The organism is Mesorhizobium sp. WSM3879, from assembly GCF_002294915.1.
Classification (GTDB): Bacteria; Pseudomonadota; Alphaproteobacteria; order Rhizobiales; family Rhizobiaceae; genus Mesorhizobium.
Map to the genome: position 1 here is coordinate 1 of NZ_NSFZ01000021.1, position 16,591 is coordinate 16,591.

Sequence of the window (16,591 nt, forward strand, 5' to 3'; positions counted from 1 at the left end):
GCGAAGACGGCGGCGGATGCGACAGAGTATTTCCAGATCCCCACCGGGCGCGTGGTCGAGATCGGCACTCAGGTCGCCATTTGAGGGACTGCAACGCCTAAAGGGGTGGGGAGGTGGGAATGGGCGGTGAGTTGGTGCTCGTTACCGGCGGCTCCGGGTTCCTCGGCGCGCACTGCGTTCTAGCCCTGTTGCAGGCAGGCTACCGCGTCCGCACAACAGTGCGATCCGCCAAGCGCGAAGCCGATGTTCTCGCCATGCTGAGGGTCGGCGGTGCCGAGCCGGGCGATGCGCTTTCCTTCGCCTACGCCGATTTGACGACAGACGCCGGCTGGCCGGAAGCGGTCGCGGGATGCCAGTACGTTCTTCATGTCGCCTCGCCGTTCCCGCCGGGCGTGCCGAAACACGAGGACGATCTGATCGTTCCTGCGCGCGAGGGTGCGTTGCGTGTGCTGCGGGCCGCGCGCGATGCGGGCGTCAAACGAGTGGTGCTCACTTCGTCCTTTGCGGCCATCGGCTATGGCCAGACGCCAATTCCGGGCAGTCCGTTCACGGAAGAGAACTGGACCAACCTGGCGGCCAAGGTGAGCGCCTATGTGAAGTCGAAAACGCTGGCGGAACGTGCGGCCTGGGATTTCCTTGCCAACCAGGGCGGAGCGCTGGAACTGACGGTCGTCAATCCGGTCGGGATATTTGGACCGGTCCTGGGGCCGGATCATTCGACCTCGACGGACTTCATCAAGCGATTGCTGGACGGCGAGATGCCTGGTCTGCCGCGCATGGTGTTCGGTGTGGTCGATGTGCGGGACGTGGCGGATCTGCATCTGCGCGCCATGAGCAGTCCCGCCGCCAAGGGGGAGCGGTTCCTCGCCATCAGCGGCGATTTCATGACGACGCTGGCGATCGCACAAACGTTGAAATCGCGGCTGGGCAGCGTTGCGTCGCGCGTTACGACGAGAATGCTGCCGGACTGGCTGGTCCGGACCGTCGGACTGTTCGACGGGCAAGCGGCTCAGATCGTGACGGAATTGGGCAAGGCCAGGAACGCAACCGGGGCCAAGGCCATGCGCATGCTCGGCTGGGCGCCGCGATCGCGCGAAGAAGCGCTCGTCGCCACCGGCGAAAGCTTGGTCCGGCTCGGATTGCTCAAAAAGTCGAGGTGACGCGCCCGGGAGGCTACCTCCCAGGCGCAACGGCTCAGCCAAGCAGTGCGGCCTTGTTCCCTTCCAGGAACTGCTTCAGCGTCTTCGGCTTGCGGCCCGACAACGTCTCGATAGCGTCGGTCACCATGCCGATACGGCCGGAGCGTGTGTTGGCGTCGAAGGATACGACAATGCGCGCAAAGTCCTCGGGAAGGCCGGCCGCCTTGACGCCCTCGGTCAGGGCCTCGTCAGGCAATTGGATAACCTCCAGGGGCTTGCCGGTGACTTCGCTCACCAGAGCGGCAATTTCGTTCGTCGTGTAAGCATGCGGGCCGGTCAACGTGTAGACGTGGCTCTCCGACGAGCCGGAAGCGAGGCTTGCGGCGATCGCGGCGGCCATGTCGTCGCGCGCGGCGTGCGCGATGCGCCCGTCGCCGGCCGACGTGTACCATTTGCCCGACGAAACGGCGTGCGGCAGCGCCATGAACAGGTTCTCCTGGTACCAGCCGTTGCGGAAGATGGTGTAGGGAATGCCGCTCGCCTTGATGGCCTGCTCGGTTCCGTAGTGGTCGCCGGCAAACAGCACCGGCGAGACCGGCTCGGGATTGGGCATCGAGGTGTAGAGGAGGTGCGAGACACCGGCCGCCTTGGCAGCGGCCACCGCGGTCTGATGCTGGTTGAGGCGCCGGTCGCTCTTCAGGTCGAGCTCGCCGGTCGAGACGATCAGCACCCGGTCGGCGCCTTTGAAGGCGCGCTCCAGCGAGGCCGCATCATCGAAGTCGGCCGGCCTGACGACAACACCGAGGGCTGCCAGGTCGGCGAGATTTTCGGGATTGCGCGTGGTTGCGATGATGTTTGCCGGCGCGACTTTCTGCGCATCGAGCAGATGGTTGATCACGGCGCGGCCGAGATGGCCGGAAGCGCCGGTGACAAGGAGAGTTTCGGTCATGGGAGGTTCCTGAAAATTGCGTCGAACGGGTTTGAATGTCGGTCTCAAAAAGAGACCAGCACTAAAATAAGAATTGACCCGAGGCCGTAAAGAAGGCAGTTTTTCGGGAGGTAGGCACAGCCGGGGAACCACCGGCGGGTCGCCGCGTCGATCAATGGATGTCGCGATGGACAGCAAGATCTTCAATCTGAAATCGAAGCTTGAGGTCTACAAGGCCATGACCGGCGGCGGCAATTTCGCCGACTGCCCGGTTCGCGACGTGATCCAGGGCATCAGCGGCAAATGGAGCTCGCTGCTGGTCATGGCTTTGGCCGAGAAGCCGTACCGGTTCGGGGAGTTGCGCCGCCTGGTGCCCGACATTTCGCAGCGTATGCTGACGCAGACGCTCTACGATCTGCAGCGCGACGGCTATGTGCATCGCGAAGTCTTTCCGACCAAGCCGCCGAGCGTCGAATACAGCCTCACCGATCTCGGCCGCTCGATGTTTGCGCCATTGCAGATGCTGATCCAATGGGCCGAGCTCAACCACGATGCCGTTCGTGAGGCGCGCGTCGCCTTCGATGCCGCGCAGGCCTGAGCCTTTCCTCCCCCGATACAAGCGTCAAAGCGCCTCTTGATCTCGCGCTTTCGCTGCGGGATTGTTCCTCGCCGGTTCGGGTTTGGGCGCAATGGACAAGCCTTACGAGATAGCGATCGCCGGCGCGGGGCCGGCCGGACTGGCTGCGGCGCTCTATCTCAGGCGGGCAGGGCATAAGGTCACCGTCTTCGAGCGCTTCGACGAGCCGAAGCCCGTCGGTTCGGGGCTGATGCTGCAGCCGACCGGGCTGACGGCGCTCGCCGATCTCGGGCTGCTTGACGAGATTCTTTCGCTAGGGAGCCGTATCGAGCGGCTACACGGGACCGATGCCAAAAGCGGGCGAACAGTGCTCGATGTCCGCTATGACGCGCGCCGCGGTCGCCGCTTCGGTCTCGCGGTGCACCGGGCAGCGCTCTTCGGCGTACTCTATCGCGCTGCCCGGCGCGCGGAAATTCCCATCGAAACCAATGTCGAGATCGAGACGCTGGAGACGGGTGAACGTGCGCGGCCGGTCTGCGCCAACGGAAAGCGGCTGGGGTCTTTCGATCTGGTCGTCGACGCCAGCGGCGGGCGCTCCAGGCTGCGGCAATGCCTTGGCGACACGGCTGTGCCGCGTCCGCTCACCTATGGCGCGTTCTGGGCCTCACTCGGATGGCGCGACGGTTTTGACGAAAAGGCGCTGCTGCAGCGCTACGACAAGGCAAGCATCATGGTCGGCGTGCTGCCGATCGGCCGGCCGGATACTGGCGCCGGAGCCATGGCTGCCTTCTTCTGGAGCCTCAAGCCGGCCGGAGCGGAACAGGTGAGAGCCGAAGGTCTGGGCGCCTGGAAGGCGAAGGTTGTTTCGGTCTGGCCAGAATGCGAGGCCTTCACCAGCCAGATCGACAGTTTCGAGCAGCTCTCGCTGGCCCGCTACGGCCACCACACGATGAGGCTGCCGGCCGGCCGACGTCTGGCGGTTATCGGCGACGCCGCGCATTCGACCAGTCCGCAGCTCGGGCAAGGCGCGAACATGGCGCTGCTTGACGCGGCAGCACTCAGCCATGCCCTGGCGCGAACGAGCGACATCGACGAAGCGCTGATGACCTATGCAAGGGCACGCCGCTGGCACGTGCGGGTATTCCAGGCGCTGTCGTTGTCGTTGACGCCGTTCTACCAGTCGGACTCCGTCGTGTTGCCGTTCGTGCGCGACCGGCTGGTGGCGGCGCTGGCGAAGATCCCGCCGGTGCCGCAGTTGCTCGCCGCCATGGTCGCGGGAACGGTGATCGACCCGTTCAGGCCGATCGGGCTTGCGGAATCGCAATGGCCTGCAGCCGGATCATTCGCGAAAGATAGGATGCCTTTGCCCGAAGGAAAGCGTGCAGCCGCAGCGGATAGTCCGGACTGACAGCCTCCTTCACCGATTGCCGGTCGCTCAACGCCATGCGCCAGGCCTGGACGAGAGGCTTACCGTCCAGGATGCCGCAAGCGCCGATCTCGTCGAACGTGTCGAAGTAGCGGAAGATCGGCCCGTAGACGGCGTCGACCAGCGAGAAGCGCTTCCCGGCAAACCACGGACCGCTCCGCCTTGCCGACAGTTCTGCCTCGACACGCTCAAACAGTTCCGACAAGCCGCTGCTTTCCTTGAGGAAGCCGGCCTCATCGGCGGCGGAATAGAAGCGCCCGATGGCGTTGAGGATGGCCGAACCCAATTCGACCCAGGAGCGGTGCCTGGCCCGCATGAGCGGATCGGCCGGGTGCAACGGATTGGCCTGCGTCTCCTCGAGGAATTCGAGGATGACGGCGGATTCGAAAATGATCTCCTCCTTGCTGCCGTTTCGAACGCAGAGCAGCGGTACCTTGCCGAGCGGCGAGATAGCCTTGAACCAGTGGGGCTTGCTGGCAAGGTCGACATTGACCCGCTCGAACGGCACGCCTTTCTCGGCGAGGGCAATTGCCGCACGCTGGACGTAGGGACAAAGGTGATGGCTGACGAGGGTGAGTTTGGCCGTCATCTTATTCTCCCCAGACATAGTTCAGCGCGCCGTCCTCGACGCGGGTCGACAGGAACATCAGGCGCGAGCCCTTCGGCGCCGGGCCTTCGAGGCGCTCGCCGCTTTGCATGTCGAAGCGGGCGCCGTGCCACTGGCAGATGAACGCGCCGTTCTTGCAGTCGAGCGGCCCGCCGAAATGCACGCAGGCATTGGCCGCGGCACGGACACGCTCGCCGCTGCGCCAGACGTGGACCTCGCGGCCGAAGAAAGGCGCGATCAGGCTGCCGGTCTGCGGGATGTCGGCCACTTTACAGATCTCATGTTTCATCGGGAACTCCTTATCGATGCAATTGCATCGATATGGATGCATTTGCATCGACCGTCAAGCTTGATGCAAATGCATCTATCGAATAAAGTTTCTCGATGACGAGAAAATCTCCTGCGCCCGAGGCCGTCACAGCCTGGGGCCGCCTGATGCGCGTGTCGCGCCAGCTGGTCGAAAAGACCGAGTATGCCCTGAAAGCCGGCGGCTTGCCGCCGCTCGCCTGGTACGACGTGTTGCACGAGCTTGCCGAGGCGGGCGAGGGCGGCTTGCGGCCGTTCGAGCTGATCGATCGCGTTCTGTTGGCGCAGTACAACGTGTCGCGACTGCTGGCCCGGCTGGAAGCGGATGGCCTGCTGGAAAAGCTGCCTGTCTCGGATGACGGCCGTGGCCAGACAGTGCGCATCACGCCAAGCGGCCGGGAGATGCGCCGCCGCATCTGGGCGGTCTATGGGGCGTCCATAGCCGAGTTGATGGGCGATAAGCTTTCCGCCAAGGAGCTGGAAACGCTGGCTGCACTACTCGGGCGGTTGCGCGAGCCACTGGCCGGCGATTAGCTCACGACTCTTTGTGCGTACCGTCAGATTTTTTCGCCGCAGCCCCTTGCGTTGGAAACCCGAATGCGCAATAAGCCGAACCGTAACGTACGGTACGCATTATTGAGCGACCGGGAACGGGTGAAAAAGTGTTGCAAGCCGCCGACACCGACAGCAGCGAAACGCTTACCGAGCGGCAGCAGGCCGTTCTGGACGCAGCACTTCGCCTACTGGTCGAAGAGGGCGACAACCTGACCATGACCGCGGTGGCGCGGCGGGCAAGCTGCTCCAAGGAAACACTCTACAAATGGTTCGGCGACCGCGACGGGCTGCTGACGGCGACGGTGCAATGGCAGGCCTCGAAAGTGCGCGTGGCGCCGGTCGACCGCAAAGGCCTCGACCTCGCTTGGCTGACCGCAAGCCTCGAACGCTTCGCTTCCGACTGGCTGAGGGTCATCTCCAGCGATACGTCTATCGCGCTCAACCGTGTCGCGGTCGGCCATGCCGGCTCCGGGAAGGATGATCTTGGCGCGATCGTGCTGCAGAATGGGCGTTTTGCACTGGCCAGGCGTCTGAAGCCCGTGCTCGAAGCGGGACGCGAGGCCGGGCTGCTCGACTTAGACGACGCCGAGACGGCGTTCCGGACGTTTTTCGGTCTGGTCGGCCGCGACGTGCAGATGCGGCTTCTGCTCGGCGACCGGCTGCAATTGACCGAGGCGACGATCGGCGGCGATGCCGCCCGCGCGACGCAGCAGTTTCTCGCTCTTTACGGCTCAAGGACCGGGGGAGCAAACAACCGGCCGCAAGGCCCCGGGGCCGGATGATTTCAGGTCAAGTCGACCTGAAATCTGAATCCGGCTCCAAATCCAAGAGATAGAGCATGATGTCGTCCGAAAACCGCTTCACACTTTTCGGCATCATGCTCTGATCTTCAAAACGGGAAGGAAGACGAAATGCGTGTCTATTACGATCGTGACGCCGATCTCAATCTGATCAAGGGCAAGAAGGTCGCCATCATCGGCTATGGCAGCCAGGGCCGGGCGCATGCGCTCAACCTCAAGGATTCCGGCGTCAAGGAGATCGCCATCGGCCTGAAGGCCGGCTCGGCGACCGCCAACAAGGTCGAGGCCGACGGGCTGAAAGTGATGAGCGTGGCGGATGCCGCCAAGTGGGCAGACCTGATGATGATGGCAACGCCCGACGAATTGCAGGCCGACATCTACAGATCAGAGATCGCGCCGAACATCCGCGACGGCGCCGCCATCGCCTTCGCGCACGGCCTCAATGTGCATTTCGGCCTGATCGAGCCGAAGGCTTCGGTCGATGTGGTCATGATCGCGCCGAAGGGCCCCGGCCATACCGTGCGCGGCGAATATCAGAAGGGCGGCGGTGTGCCGTGCCTGGTTGCCGTCAACCAGGACGCCTCGGGCAATGCGCTCGACCTCGCGCTCTCCTATGCCTGCGGCGTCGGCGGCGGCCGCTCCGGCATCATCGAGACCAATTTCCGTGAGGAATGCGAGACCGATCTGTTCGGCGAGCAGGTAGTGCTGTGCGGCGGTTTGGTCGAGCTGATCCGCGCCGGCTTCGAGACGCTGGTGGAAGCCGGCTACGCGCCGGAGATGGCTTACTTCGAGTGTCTGCACGAGGTGAAGCTGATCGTCGACCTCATCTATGAGGGCGGCATCGCCAACATGAACTACTCGATCTCGAATACCGCCGAATGGGGCGAATATGTCTCCGGTCCGCGTATCATCACGGCCGACACCAAGGCCGAGATGAAGCGCATCCTGAAGGATATCCAGACCGGAAAATTCACCTCGGAATGGATGCAGGAATATCGCGCCGGCCTGTCGCGCTTCAAGGGCATCCGCCGCAACAACGACAGTCATCAGATCGAAGAGGTTGGCGCGAAGCTGCGCGCGATGATGCCGTGGATCGCCAAGAACAAGCTGGTCGACAAGGCGAAGAATTAATTCGGTCTATTCATGCTTCGTGAAAGCCGGCGGAGCGATCCGCCGGCTTCTCTCACGCTCAGCCGTAATGCCAATGCGGCTTCGGCTCGGTGCCCGCGAATTCCACGCCGATGCGGTCGTCGCGGCGCCAGCGGACGATCGCCTTGTAGCCGATCCGGTCCTTCGTCACGTAAAGCAGGAATTCGTCGGGCACATGCGCCTCGATCGGCAGCTTCAGTTCGGCGCCGCCAGGATGCATGTTGCGCACCGTGCACATGACCCCGGAATTGTTGATGCCGGTCAGGATCGCCGCGCCCTTCAGCACGCGTTGCCGGCGCTTGCCTCTCAACTCGTTCTCGGTCATGGCGGAGTCGTCCTAGCGGATCGCAGCTTGGCGATCGTCATATGGGGCACCGCATGACGGATAGACGCATCTGCTAAATTTAAGGTTATCGCGTCGCCGTCGGGCGCGCCCTGACAAAAAGAAACGGCGCCTGCCGGGCGCCGTTGAGCTTCGTGCCGAGGGGCTCAGATATAGGGCGAAATGCACTGCCGGCGCGGGCCGTTATAGGGCTGGAACGTGTTGTCCCAGGCCCGATAGGACCGGTAGCGGTCGTGGCACCATTGGACATGGGCCCTGGAAAGCCGCTCGGTCCGGTAAATGCGCCGCGGCTGATAGTAGCGCGGATAGGGATCGTAATAATAGGGATTGTAGAAATTGTTGTAGGCGAGGCTGCCGAGGCCGAGGCCTAGGCCGAGCCCAAGGATGGCCGCGCCCCCGCTGTCGAAGTGGCGATGGCGATGATGGCGATGATGCCGCCAGCGCCAATTGCGATCTCCATCCCAGTTGCGAGAGAAATGACGTGCGCGGAAGTCGCCGCCACGCCATCTAAAATCGCGGCCGCGCCAGTCACCGCCGCGCCGCCAGCGCCAGTCATACATCTGCCGCCGGTCGTTGCCGCCGGCCCAGCTGTCGCGAACGGGAATGATGGTGGATGCGGCCGTGCTGGTCACGGTCGACATGTCGGGCTGCAGGACCGGGCCGGCAATCGACGGCACCGTCAGCCCAGCGGAGAGACCCAAGGCCAGAAGCCCGGATCCAAGGGAAGACAAGAGCGGTTTCATTTCACTCTCCACGAGTAAGGCCCCACGCCCAAAACGCTCGGGAATAGGCCTATTGATGGAACTTTCCATCTGAACGGAAGATGAACAGAAAGGTTCCGTCAACCATAACGGGCGTGCGTCTGCTCTTGTGTTCGCCATTGCTTGCGGGCAAAGGTCTCGGCCATGTCGCTGCGCCTCGCCACCTTCAATGTCGAGAACCTGATGAACAGGTTCGACTTCTCCGGCTATCGCAACCAGCTCAACGAGGACCGAACACTGGCGCTGTTCGACATCCAGAGCGAAGCAGAATACAGGCTGCTCGAACAGGCGCGCGCCATCGCCCAGTCCGATGACACCCGCCAGCTTACCGCGCTCGCCATAGCCGCGACACGCGCCGACGTCATCTGCATGCAGGAGGTGGACAATATCGAGGGGCTGAAGGCCTTCGAATATGGCTATCTCTTCAAGATGATCGGGCAGGGCTATCGTCAGAAATACACCACCGCCGGCAACGACTCCCGCGGCATCGACGTCGCCGTGATGATGCGCAACGAGACCGCGCAGGGGCAGCCGATCGAATTCGTGCGCATGACCAGCCATGCCTATGTCACGTTCGAGCAGTTCGGACTGTTCACGCCGGAGCTGGCGGCGTTCGGGCACCTGGCCACCGAACGCGTCTTCCGGCGCGACTGCCTGGAAATCGACATAACGGTCGGCGGCGTGCCGCTTACGCTGTATCTCGTGCATTTCAAGTCAATGGGCTCGCCGCGCAACGGGCTCGATGGCCGCGAGGCGACGATGCCACTGCGCATCGCCGAGGCGCAGGCCGTGCGCCGCATCATCGAGGACCGCTTCGGCAAGGACCATGCGGCCGACAAGCGCTGGGCAATCTGCGGCGACATGAATGATTATCGGCAGCGCGTGAAGATCGAAGGCGACAGCTTCGACGGCTATCGCTTCCACGTCGTCGACGAAGCCCAGTCCTCGATCAACGTTCTGACCGCCGGCGGCTTTTGCGAAAATGTCGTCGAGCGGCGGCCCGAGATGGACCGCTGGAGTTTTTATCACACGCGCGGCCCGCAAGAGCGGCATTTGTGCCAATTGGACTATATCCTGCTGTCGAAGGCCTTGGCGGCGAAGAACGCCACCGCGGTTCCGGAGATCATCCGCAACGGTCAGCCTTGGCGCACCATCTTTCCGCCTGGCCAGGAAGTAGAGCGTTTTCCGCGTGCCGGGTGGGACAGGCCGAAGGCCTCCGACCATTGCCCGGTGGTGATCAACCTGGACATGGCCTGAGCCCGTGAGCTTCGACCTGCCGCGCAATGTCATTTTGCCGGTCGACGCGGTCGACGTACGGCTCGTTGCCAGCCCGCATCCGTTCGAGCGCGACAATCAGACAGCGATCGCGGAAAACTGGCGCCGCGAAATGGAGATGAAGCCGGCGCTATATGACGGCACCGTGGTGTTGCTTTCAGCGCTGAGCTATCGCGACAGCCGGCTCATCGGTCGCTGTCATGCGGTGAAGTACTCGACTTTCATGCTGTGGCGCAAAAACCGGGAGCTGAGCGGCGCCGAACATGCCTATGCGCACGCCGTGCTGGTTGCCGGCGACAATGCGCTGGTGGCGATCCGGATGGGCTCGCACACGGTGAACGCCGGCCGCGTCTATTTCGCCGCCGGCTCCTTCGAGCCGATCGATTTCCGCGACGGCGTCGTCGATATCGATTTCAACATGATCCGCGAGGTGGGCGAGGAAACCGGGATCGATCTGTCGGGCGCCGCCCGCGGACAGCGCTACTATGCGCTGTCGACTTCGAGCGGCACGGTGATCTTCCGCCGCTATCACGTTCCCGAGCCGGCGGAAGAGCTTGCGCGGCGCATCAGCGCCTTCGTTGCAACCGAAGCGGAGCCCGAGATCGAAAGTCCGGTCATCATCCGCAACGCAACCGACTTGCCGGTCGGGCTGATGGGGCACATGAAGCCGCTGATCGAGTGGCATTTCGCCAACGAGCTGGTCTGACTCGGTCACGGGCCGACGACGCGGCGGTTCACTCGTGCCTTAGCGCCTCGATCGGATCGAGCCTCGCGCCGCGCAGTGCCGGGAAGAAGCCGAACACCATGCCGATCAGCGCCGAAAAACCGACGGCGAGCAGGATGACCGCCGGGCTCGGCGCGAAGGGTATCGTCAGCGTCACCGAGGCCAGGCCTGCGAGCGCCAGTCCGATCAGGATGCCGATGATGCCGCCGACCAGCGACAGCACCGTCGCCTCGACTAGGAACTGGATCAGGATGTGTTTTTCGTGCGCGCCGATCGCCAGCCTAATGCCGATCTCGCGCGTGCGCTCAGTGACCGATACCAGCATGATATTCATGATGCCGATGCCGCCGACCAGAAGGCTGACGCCGGCGACGGCACCCAGCATGCCGGTCATGGTGGTGGTGGCGCTAGCCATGGCGTCGGCGATCTGGGTCATGTCGCGGATCGAGAAATCGGCATCGCGGTCCGGCGTGATGCGGCGCGTGTCGCGCAGGATGTCCTCGACGCGCGGCTGCAGTTCGGTGGTCGGCGTCCTGTCGTCGGCGGCGATGTAGATCGAGTCGATGTCGCGGTTGCCGGCGATGCGCCGCTGGTAGGCGGCCAGCGGCATCAGCACGACATTGTCCTGATCCTGGCCGAAGCCGGTGTAACCCTTGGGCTCGAGCAAGCCGATGATCCGGCAGGAGGTGCGGTTGACGCGGATCGTCTCGCCCTCCGGATCGCCGGCGCCGAAGAACTGCTGCCGCACCGTCTCGCCGATCAGGCAGACGCCGGCGCCGGCGCGCGTCTCGGAATCGCTGAAGGGACGGCCCGACACCAGCTTCCAGTCGCGCGCGTCGAGATAGGCGCTGTCGGTGCCGGTAACGCCCGACGTCAGGCTCTCCGTCCCGAAGATGACCCGCACCTGTTTTTGCGACGCCGGTGCGATGGCGCGTGCGCCGCTGAGATGGGCAACCAGTGCTTCGAGGTCCTTGGCGGCCAGCGGTCGGGTGACCTGGTCGAGCCCGCCCGGGCCGCCAGGCCCTGCCGGACGGCCCGAGCGGACGACGAGCAGGTTGCTGCCGAGTTTCGAGATGTCGGCCTTGACCTTCTCGGTGGTGCCGGAGCCGATGGTGAGCATGGCGATGACCGCGGCGACGCCGATGACGATGCCGAGCAGGGTCAGGAACGAGCGCAGCACGTTCCGGCGGATGGAAATCAGCGAAAGGCGGACGGTTTCCCAGATCATGCTGCTTCGGCTTTCGCTGTATCGGAAGCGACGTGGCCGTCGAGGAAGCGCACCGTGCGCCCGGCATATGCCGCGACGTCGGCTTCGTGCGTGACCATGACGATGGTGAGGCCGAATTCGGCGTTCAGCCTGGTCAGCAATTCCATTATTTCGTGCGTGCGCGCGGTGTCGAGATTTCCGGTGGGCTCGTCGGCAACAAGCAGAGTCGGTTTGGTGACGATGGCACGCGCGATCGCCACGCGCTGTTGCTGGCCGCCCGAGAGCTCGGCCGGCGTGTGATGTTCGCGCCCGACAAGTCCGACTTGGGCGAGCGCCTGCATGGCCAGCTCCCGGCGCTCGCGCGCGGAAACGCCGCGATAGATCAGCGGCAGCTCGACATTTTCCGCCGCCGTGGTGCGGGGCAGGAGATTGTAGCCCTGGAAGACGAAGCCGACATAAAGGTTGCGCAGCAGGGCGCGGCGGTTGCGGTCGAGCCGGCCGGCATCGACGCCCTTGAAGCGGTAGGTTCCGGCCGTCGGCGTGTCGAGACAGCCGATGATGTTCATCGCCGTCGACTTGCCCGAGCCGGACGGTCCCATGATGGCGACGAACTCACTTCTGCGGATGGCAAGATCGACGCCGGCAAGTGCGTGCACGCACGCTTCGCCCTCGCCATAGCTCTTCCATACACTGTCGAAGGTGATGAGCAGGGGAGCGGACACGGTCAGCTCCGTTGCTGCGAGCCGGTGATGACCTCTGCGCCTTCCTTGAGGCCGGACGTGATCTCGGTCAGCTCGCCGTCGGTCGAGCCGATCCTGACGTTGACGGCATGCGGCCGTCCGTTTTCCAGCACATAGAGCGTGCGCGAGCCGTCGATCGGCGCCTTCGTCGCCTCGCGCGGCCGGTTGGGGCGGCCCATGCGGCCGGTAAAGAGGTCGCGCAGGCTCCAGCCGCGGGCCGCCTGTTGCGCCGGGCGGTAACGGAAGGCTGTGGCGGGCACGGTGAGCACGCCCTTGGCCTGCCTGGTCACCACGGCGACCGTGGCGGTCATGCCTGGCCTGAGCAGAAGCTCGCTGTTGTCGACTTCCAGCCGTGCATTGTAAGTGACGACGCCGTCGGTGGTGACGGAGGCATAGGAGATGTCGCGGATCTCGGCGTCGAAAGGGCGATCCGGGAAAGCATCGACCGTGAAGCGGGCATGCTGGCCGGGCTTGACCTGGCCGATATCGGCCTCGTCCACTGCCGCCTGCAGCTCCATGTTCCGCAAGTCGGCGGCGATGACGAACAGCACCGGCGCCTGCAGCGAAGAAGCGACCGTCTGCCCCGGATCGACGGAGCGCGTGAGCACGATGCCGTCGATCGGCGCGTAGATGGTGCTCTTGGCAAGGTCGGTCTGCTGGGCCTTCAGATCAGCCTCGGCGATGGCGAGATTGGCCTCGGCGCTGTCGAGCGCGGCCTTGGAGCGATCGCGCGTCGCGGTCGCGGCCTCAAGCGATTGATCCGTCGCCATGCCGCGCTTGGTGAGGGCGCTCGCGCGGACCACCGCGTTCTGGTTTTCCTGCAACGTGACCTTGGCATCCTCGACGGCCGCCGCCGCCGCCTTTGCCGAGGCGGTGGCGCGCTCGATCTGGACTTCGAGCTTGGCGGTGTCGAGCGTCGCCAAAACGTCGCCCTTCTTGACCTGCTGGTTCTCGTTGACGGCGACGGCGCGGACGATGCCGGAAAGCTCGCTGGAGATGTCGACCTGCGTCAGCGGCTGCAGCGTGCCGGTCGCCGACACCTTGACGATCAGGTCGGCAATCGTCGCAGGCGCAGTCGTGTATTCGATCCGGGGCGGCGAGACGGCGTTCCAGCGGTAGCCAGCGATCGCGGCCGCCACGATAGCCAGCGCCAGCAGCGGGTAGAGCCAGAAGCGGCGGCGCTTGCGGCTCACGCCTTTGCGGTCGAGCCCGAGGGCCGTTTCGATGGAAGTGTCGGTTTCTGCGTTTGGCGGATTGACAAGCTGGTCCACCACGGACCCCTATAACGACAAATTGATGTCCCTATCCGTGAACAAATCATGCCTTGAGGTTCGAATTTCAAATTAAATTTCCCTCATGTTGGGATCGAGCAGAAATTCGGGACGAGGCGGAAGGTTTTCCAAATGATGCGCGACTACTTGCTTTACGACGTGTTTACGACCGAGCGGCTGGCCGGGAATCCGCTGGCGGTGGTGCTCGACAGCGAGGGGCTGGATACGGCCGCCATGCAAGCGATCGCGCGCGAATTCAACCTGTCCGAGACGGTGTTTGTGCTGCCGCCCGAAAATCCCAAGCATCGCAACCGTATACGCATCTTCACGCCCGATTATGAGATGCCGTTCGCGGGCCATCCGACGGTGGGGTCGGCTATCGCGCTTGCGGAGCAGGCTGAAGAAGCGACCGGCATCTTTGTGCTGGAGGAGAATATCGGCCCCGTGCGTTGCGCGGTCAGCAAGCATGATGGCGCTACCTTCGCCGAATTCGACCTGGCGAAACTGCCTGAGCGGCTGGAACTCGCCGCCGAACCGGAAATGATCGGCGCCGCGCTTGGCCTTGGCCCGCATGAGCTCGGCTTCGAGAATCACCGCGTCTCTTTCTGGTCGGCCGGCGTGCCCTACGTCACCATTCCGGTTGCCGGCCTCGAAGCCGCCGCAAAAGTCAGGCTGGACAACCAGGCATGGTCCGAACTCGCGCCGCGCAAGAGCGAATGGACCTTCGCCAGCCCGTATGTCTATTGCCGTGAGACGGTGCATCACGACAGCGCCTTCCATGTGCGCATGATCGTGCCTGGCAATCCCTCCTACGAAGATCCGGCGACCGGCTCCGCGGCGGCGGCCTTTGCCGGCGCCATTATGCATTTCGACGGTCCAACGGATGGGATCTCGCAGCTTTGGATCGAGCAGGGGCTGGAAATGGGGAGGCCCTCGCGCATCCGGCTCGAACTCAACGTCGACGGCGGAAAACTGGCCTCCGCGCGCATCGGAGGCCATGCGATCAAAGTGGCGGAAGGCCAGCTTTTTGTGTGACACCTGCGGCAATTCGGCGATTTGTCGGGAAATGATCCGGCAGGGCTGGACATCGCTCAAACCGGCGGCTATATGCGCCGCCGACGCTGGATTTCCCGGCGGTGTGGGTGTGTAGCTCAGTTGGTAGAGCAGCTGACTCTTAATCAGCGGGTCCACAGTTCGATCCTGTGCACACCCACCAAATTCTTTTCATAAGGCGGCCAGAAAACAAGCGAGATGGGCACCAGTCCTACTGCGCTGTCTTGCTCAAGCTGGCCTTGAACTTGACCTTCATCGTGATCTGGCCGGTCACCGTAACCTGCGATCCGCCATAACCGCCGACATTGCGGTCCCGGGCATTGACGTTAGTTGTCATGCCGGTGATTTCGCAGGTGTCGGCGACAGTCTCGGCCACCATGGCGCAACTGACGGCCGCGACCTTGTAGAAAGAGCGAAGTGCGGCCTGCTGCTGGGCGGCTGCGTCTTCGTCGTCCTTGACCGGAAGGGTCATCGAAATCGACGATTGGATTCTGGCAGATCCGTCTTCGCCGGGGCGCAGCGGGCGAACATATTGGTCTTGGGCAAGGGCCGGCAGTGCCATCCCAGCAAGAAACGTAACAAATATTAGGCCCTTCAAATACATCATTCGATCTCCCGGAGACATCTCTGTCGCACGAAACAATCAAGACGACGTTATTTCGTCATTTCAACAGCGTTGAAATTTTGAAGGAAGATTATTTTTCCGAAACGCCAGCCTCGGCGAAGCTCGCCATCCTCGTATGACACTCGAGCGCCGAGCGGACGATGTTGACGGCAAGGCAGGCGCCGGAGCCTTCGCCGAGCCGCATGCCGAGGTCGAGCAGCGGCGGCAGGCCCAGCGCTTCGAGCAGGCGGCGATGACCGGCTTCGGCCGAGACATGGGCGGCGACGGTGTGCGCCAGCCCGGTCGGGTGCAGCCTTGCCAGCGGCGCCACGGCGGCGGTGCAGACGAAGCCGTCAAGCAGCACCGGCACGTTGTTCTTGCGCGCGGCGAGCGTGGCGCCGAAGATCGCCGCAAGCTCGCGTCCGCCAAGCGCTCCGGCGATCTTCAGCGGGTCGGAAAGCGAATCGGCATGGCGCTTCAGGCCCGCCTCTATGGCGGTGATCTTGCGGATCAATCCGGCATCATCGACGCCGGTGCCGCGGCCGGTCCATTTTTCCGCGCCGCCGCCGAAAAGAGCGGCCGAGATCGCTGCTGCCGGCGTGGTGTTGCCGATGCCCATCTCGCCGAAACAGACGAGGTCGAGATCGTTGGTCACGGCGTCGTAGCCGGCCGAGACCGCGGCGAGGAAGGTCTGCTCGTCCATGGCCGGCGCTTGCGTGAAATCGCCGGTCGGGTGGTCGAGATCGAGCGGGATGACGTCGAGCCTGGCGCCGGCGACGCGGGCGAGCTGGTTGATCGCAGCGCCGCCGCCGGCGAAGTTCGCCACCATCTGCACAGTGACTTCCGAAGGATAGGCCGACACGCCCTGCGCGGTGACGCCGTGATTGCCGGCAAACACGAAGACCTTGACCGCATCGAGCTTCGGCATGTCGCGGCCCTGCCAGCGGGCCAACCAGGCCGCGATCGTTTCCAGACGGCCGAGACTGCCCTGCGGCTTGGTCAACGTGTCCTGGCGACGGGCAACGGCGGCGGCGGCCGGATCGCTGCCGCCGGACAGATCGAGGCAGGCGGCGCGAAGGTCTTCGAGCGATTTGAACGAAGTTGTTTGGGGGGACATGAGGGCAAG

The 16,591-nt window shown here is 63.9% G+C and carries 19 protein-coding genes and 1 tRNA gene; 10 read left to right on the forward strand and 10 right to left on the reverse strand.

Going from position 1 to position 16,591, the window contains the following annotated elements; all coding sequences use genetic code 11:
* Positions 1 to 119: 119 nt before the first annotated feature.
* Positions 120 to 1,160 (forward strand): aldehyde reductase, encoded by a 1,041-nt coding sequence (locus CK218_RS28865; RefSeq protein WP_095829675.1) that lies wholly within the window; start codon positions 120 to 122, stop codon positions 1,158 to 1,160.
* 34 nt (positions 1,161 to 1,194) lie between these two features.
* On the opposite strand, the gene CK218_RS28870 is transcribed toward CK218_RS28865, so the two are convergent.
* Complete coding sequence (locus CK218_RS28870) at positions 1,195 to 2,088, reverse strand: SDR family oxidoreductase (RefSeq protein ID WP_095829676.1); 894 nt, start codon at positions 2,086 to 2,088, stop codon at positions 1,195 to 1,197.
* Between the two features lie 166 nt (positions 2,089 to 2,254).
* On the opposite strand from CK218_RS28870, the gene CK218_RS28875 reads away from it, so the two are divergent.
* Together CK218_RS28875 and CK218_RS28880 are read left to right on the forward strand one after the other, a co-directional pair.
* Positions 2,255 to 2,665 carry a helix-turn-helix domain-containing protein gene (locus CK218_RS28875; RefSeq protein WP_095829708.1) on the forward strand — a complete coding sequence of 137 codons (411 nt, stop codon included), beginning with the start codon at positions 2,255 to 2,257 and terminating at the stop codon, positions 2,663 to 2,665.
* Positions 2,666 to 2,756: 91 nt separating this feature from the next.
* A complete protein-coding gene (locus CK218_RS28880; protein ID WP_095829677.1) occupies positions 2,757 to 4,052 on the forward strand; it encodes an NAD(P)/FAD-dependent oxidoreductase in 1,296 nt (431 codons plus the stop codon).
* Here CK218_RS28880 and CK218_RS28885 read toward each other — a convergent pair.
* Both CK218_RS28885 and CK218_RS28890 read right to left on the reverse strand, forming a co-directional pair.
* Positions 3,940 to 4,659 (reverse strand): glutathione S-transferase family protein, encoded by a 720-nt coding sequence (locus tag CK218_RS28885; RefSeq protein ID WP_179294632.1) that lies wholly within the window; start codon positions 4,657 to 4,659, stop codon positions 3,940 to 3,942. The two genes, CK218_RS28880 and CK218_RS28885, sit on opposite strands and share 113 nt — an antisense overlap.
* Position 4,660: 1 nt before the next feature.
* Complete coding sequence (locus CK218_RS28890; RefSeq protein ID WP_095829679.1) at positions 4,661 to 4,966, reverse strand: Rieske (2Fe-2S) protein; 306 nt, start codon at positions 4,964 to 4,966, stop codon at positions 4,661 to 4,663.
* Between the two features lie 95 nt (positions 4,967 to 5,061).
* Here CK218_RS28890 and CK218_RS28895 point away from each other — a divergent pair, with 95 nt between their 5' ends.
* From CK218_RS28895 to ilvC, 3 genes are all read left to right on the forward strand, one after another.
* Positions 5,062 to 5,517, forward strand: a complete 456-nt coding sequence (locus tag CK218_RS28895) for a MarR family winged helix-turn-helix transcriptional regulator (protein WP_095829680.1) — start codon at positions 5,062 to 5,064, stop codon at positions 5,515 to 5,517.
* A gap of 128 nt (positions 5,518 to 5,645) precedes the next feature.
* Positions 5,646 to 6,320 carry a TetR/AcrR family transcriptional regulator gene (locus CK218_RS28900; protein ID WP_245435234.1) on the forward strand — a complete coding sequence of 225 codons (675 nt, stop codon included), beginning with the start codon at positions 5,646 to 5,648 and terminating at the stop codon, positions 6,318 to 6,320.
* Positions 6,321 to 6,449: 129 nt separating this feature from the next.
* Positions 6,450 to 7,469 carry a ketol-acid reductoisomerase gene (ilvC, locus tag CK218_RS28905; protein ID WP_067323290.1) on the forward strand — a complete coding sequence of 340 codons (1,020 nt, stop codon included), beginning with the start codon at positions 6,450 to 6,452 and terminating at the stop codon, positions 7,467 to 7,469.
* Positions 7,470 to 7,527: 58 nt separating this feature from the next.
* Here ilvC and CK218_RS28910 read toward each other — a convergent pair whose 3' ends face one another.
* Positions 7,528 to 7,812 carry a PilZ domain-containing protein gene (locus CK218_RS28910; RefSeq protein WP_067323293.1) on the reverse strand — a complete coding sequence of 95 codons (285 nt, stop codon included), beginning with the start codon at positions 7,810 to 7,812 and terminating at the stop codon, positions 7,528 to 7,530.
* A 164-nt stretch (positions 7,813 to 7,976) separates the two neighbouring features.
* Positions 7,977 to 8,573: a BA14K family protein gene (locus CK218_RS28915; protein WP_095829681.1), complete on the reverse strand. Its 597-nt coding sequence runs from the start codon at positions 8,571 to 8,573 to the stop codon at positions 7,977 to 7,979.
* Between the two features lie 162 nt (positions 8,574 to 8,735).
* Here CK218_RS28915 and CK218_RS28920 point away from each other — a divergent pair, with 162 nt between their 5' ends.
* Together CK218_RS28920 and CK218_RS28925 are read left to right on the forward strand one after the other, a co-directional pair.
* On the forward strand, positions 8,736 to 9,848 hold the full coding sequence (locus CK218_RS28920; protein ID WP_095829682.1) for an endonuclease/exonuclease/phosphatase family protein: 1,113 nt from the start codon (positions 8,736 to 8,738) through the stop codon (positions 9,846 to 9,848).
* A 4-nt stretch (positions 9,849 to 9,852) separates the two neighbouring features.
* Positions 9,853 to 10,572: a hypothetical protein gene (locus tag CK218_RS28925; RefSeq protein WP_095829683.1), complete on the forward strand. Its 720-nt coding sequence runs from the start codon at positions 9,853 to 9,855 to the stop codon at positions 10,570 to 10,572.
* 28 nt (positions 10,573 to 10,600) lie between these two features.
* On the opposite strand, the gene CK218_RS28930 is transcribed toward CK218_RS28925, so the two are convergent.
* Genes CK218_RS28930 through CK218_RS28940 form a run of 3 tightly spaced genes read right to left on the reverse strand, consistent with a single transcriptional unit; the run spans position 10,601 to position 13,808 of the window.
* Complete coding sequence (locus CK218_RS28930) at positions 10,601 to 11,818, reverse strand: ABC transporter permease (RefSeq protein ID WP_095829684.1); 1,218 nt, start codon at positions 11,816 to 11,818, stop codon at positions 10,601 to 10,603.
* A complete protein-coding gene (locus CK218_RS28935) occupies positions 11,815 to 12,525 on the reverse strand; it encodes an ABC transporter ATP-binding protein (RefSeq protein ID WP_095829685.1) in 711 nt (236 codons plus the stop codon). The genes CK218_RS28930 and CK218_RS28935 overlap by 4 nt, the downstream gene beginning before the upstream one ends.
* Positions 12,522 to 13,808, reverse strand: coding sequence for an efflux RND transporter periplasmic adaptor subunit (locus tag CK218_RS28940; protein ID WP_095829709.1), 1,287 nt, complete (start codon positions 13,806 to 13,808; stop codon positions 12,522 to 12,524). The genes CK218_RS28935 and CK218_RS28940 overlap by 4 nt, the downstream gene beginning before the upstream one ends.
* Positions 13,809 to 13,940: 132 nt before the next feature.
* Here CK218_RS28940 and CK218_RS28945 point away from each other — a divergent pair, with 132 nt between their 5' ends.
* Positions 13,941 to 14,843 carry a PhzF family phenazine biosynthesis protein gene (locus tag CK218_RS28945; RefSeq protein ID WP_095829686.1) on the forward strand — a complete coding sequence of 301 codons (903 nt, stop codon included), beginning with the start codon at positions 13,941 to 13,943 and terminating at the stop codon, positions 14,841 to 14,843.
* A 105-nt stretch (positions 14,844 to 14,948) separates the two neighbouring features.
* A tRNA-Lys gene (locus tag CK218_RS28950) sits at positions 14,949 to 15,024 on the forward strand.
* Positions 15,025 to 15,072: 48 nt separating this feature from the next.
* Here CK218_RS28950 and CK218_RS28955 read toward each other — a convergent pair.
* On the reverse strand, positions 15,073 to 15,468 hold the full coding sequence (locus CK218_RS28955) for a hypothetical protein (protein ID WP_095829687.1): 396 nt from the start codon (positions 15,466 to 15,468) through the stop codon (positions 15,073 to 15,075).
* An 88-nt stretch (positions 15,469 to 15,556) separates the two neighbouring features.
* A complete protein-coding gene (gene cobT / locus CK218_RS28960) occupies positions 15,557 to 16,582 on the reverse strand; it encodes a nicotinate-nucleotide--dimethylbenzimidazole phosphoribosyltransferase (RefSeq protein WP_066998717.1) in 1,026 nt (341 codons plus the stop codon).
* Positions 16,583 to 16,591: the final 9 nt, after the last annotated feature.

What these genes read in the sequence shown, in the direction of transcription:
- CK218_RS28875 (WP_095829708.1), top strand. Translation starts at nt 2,255, where the DNA reads ATGGACAGCAAGATCTTCAATCTGAAATCGAAGCTTGAGGTCTACAAG.
- CK218_RS28870 (WP_095829676.1), bottom strand. Translation starts at nt 2,088, where the DNA reads ATGACCGAAACTCTCCTTGTCACCGGCGCTTCCGGCCATCTCGGCCGC.
- CK218_RS28910 (WP_067323293.1), bottom strand. Translation starts at nt 7,812, where the DNA reads ATGACCGAGAACGAGTTGAGAGGCAAGCGCCGGCAACGCGTGCTGAAG.
- CK218_RS28865 (WP_095829675.1), top strand. Translation starts at nt 120, where the DNA reads ATGGGCGGTGAGTTGGTGCTCGTTACCGGCGGCTCCGGGTTCCTCGGC.
- CK218_RS28915 (WP_095829681.1), bottom strand. Translation starts at nt 8,573, where the DNA reads ATGAAACCGCTCTTGTCTTCCCTTGGATCCGGGCTTCTGGCCTTGGGT.
- CK218_RS28890 (WP_095829679.1), bottom strand. Translation starts at nt 4,966, where the DNA reads ATGAAACATGAGATCTGTAAAGTGGCCGACATCCCGCAGACCGGCAGC.
- cobT (WP_066998717.1), bottom strand. Translation starts at nt 16,582, where the DNA reads ATGTCCCCCCAAACAACTTCGTTCAAATCGCTCGAAGACCTTCGCGCC.
- ilvC (WP_067323290.1), top strand. Translation starts at nt 6,450, where the DNA reads ATGCGTGTCTATTACGATCGTGACGCCGATCTCAATCTGATCAAGGGC.
- CK218_RS28945 (WP_095829686.1), top strand. Translation starts at nt 13,941, where the DNA reads ATGATGCGCGACTACTTGCTTTACGACGTGTTTACGACCGAGCGGCTG.
- CK218_RS28885 (WP_179294632.1), bottom strand. Translation starts at nt 4,659, where the DNA reads ATGACGGCCAAACTCACCCTCGTCAGCCATCACCTTTGTCCCTACGTC.
- CK218_RS28930 (WP_095829684.1), bottom strand. Translation starts at nt 11,818, where the DNA reads ATGATCTGGGAAACCGTCCGCCTTTCGCTGATTTCCATCCGCCGGAAC.
- CK218_RS28920 (WP_095829682.1), top strand. Translation starts at nt 8,736, where the DNA reads ATGTCGCTGCGCCTCGCCACCTTCAATGTCGAGAACCTGATGAACAGG.
- CK218_RS28955 (WP_095829687.1), bottom strand. Translation starts at nt 15,468, where the DNA reads ATGATGTATTTGAAGGGCCTAATATTTGTTACGTTTCTTGCTGGGATG.
- CK218_RS28895 (WP_095829680.1), top strand. Translation starts at nt 5,062, where the DNA reads ATGACGAGAAAATCTCCTGCGCCCGAGGCCGTCACAGCCTGGGGCCGC.
- CK218_RS28880 (WP_095829677.1), top strand. Translation starts at nt 2,757, where the DNA reads ATGGACAAGCCTTACGAGATAGCGATCGCCGGCGCGGGGCCGGCCGGA.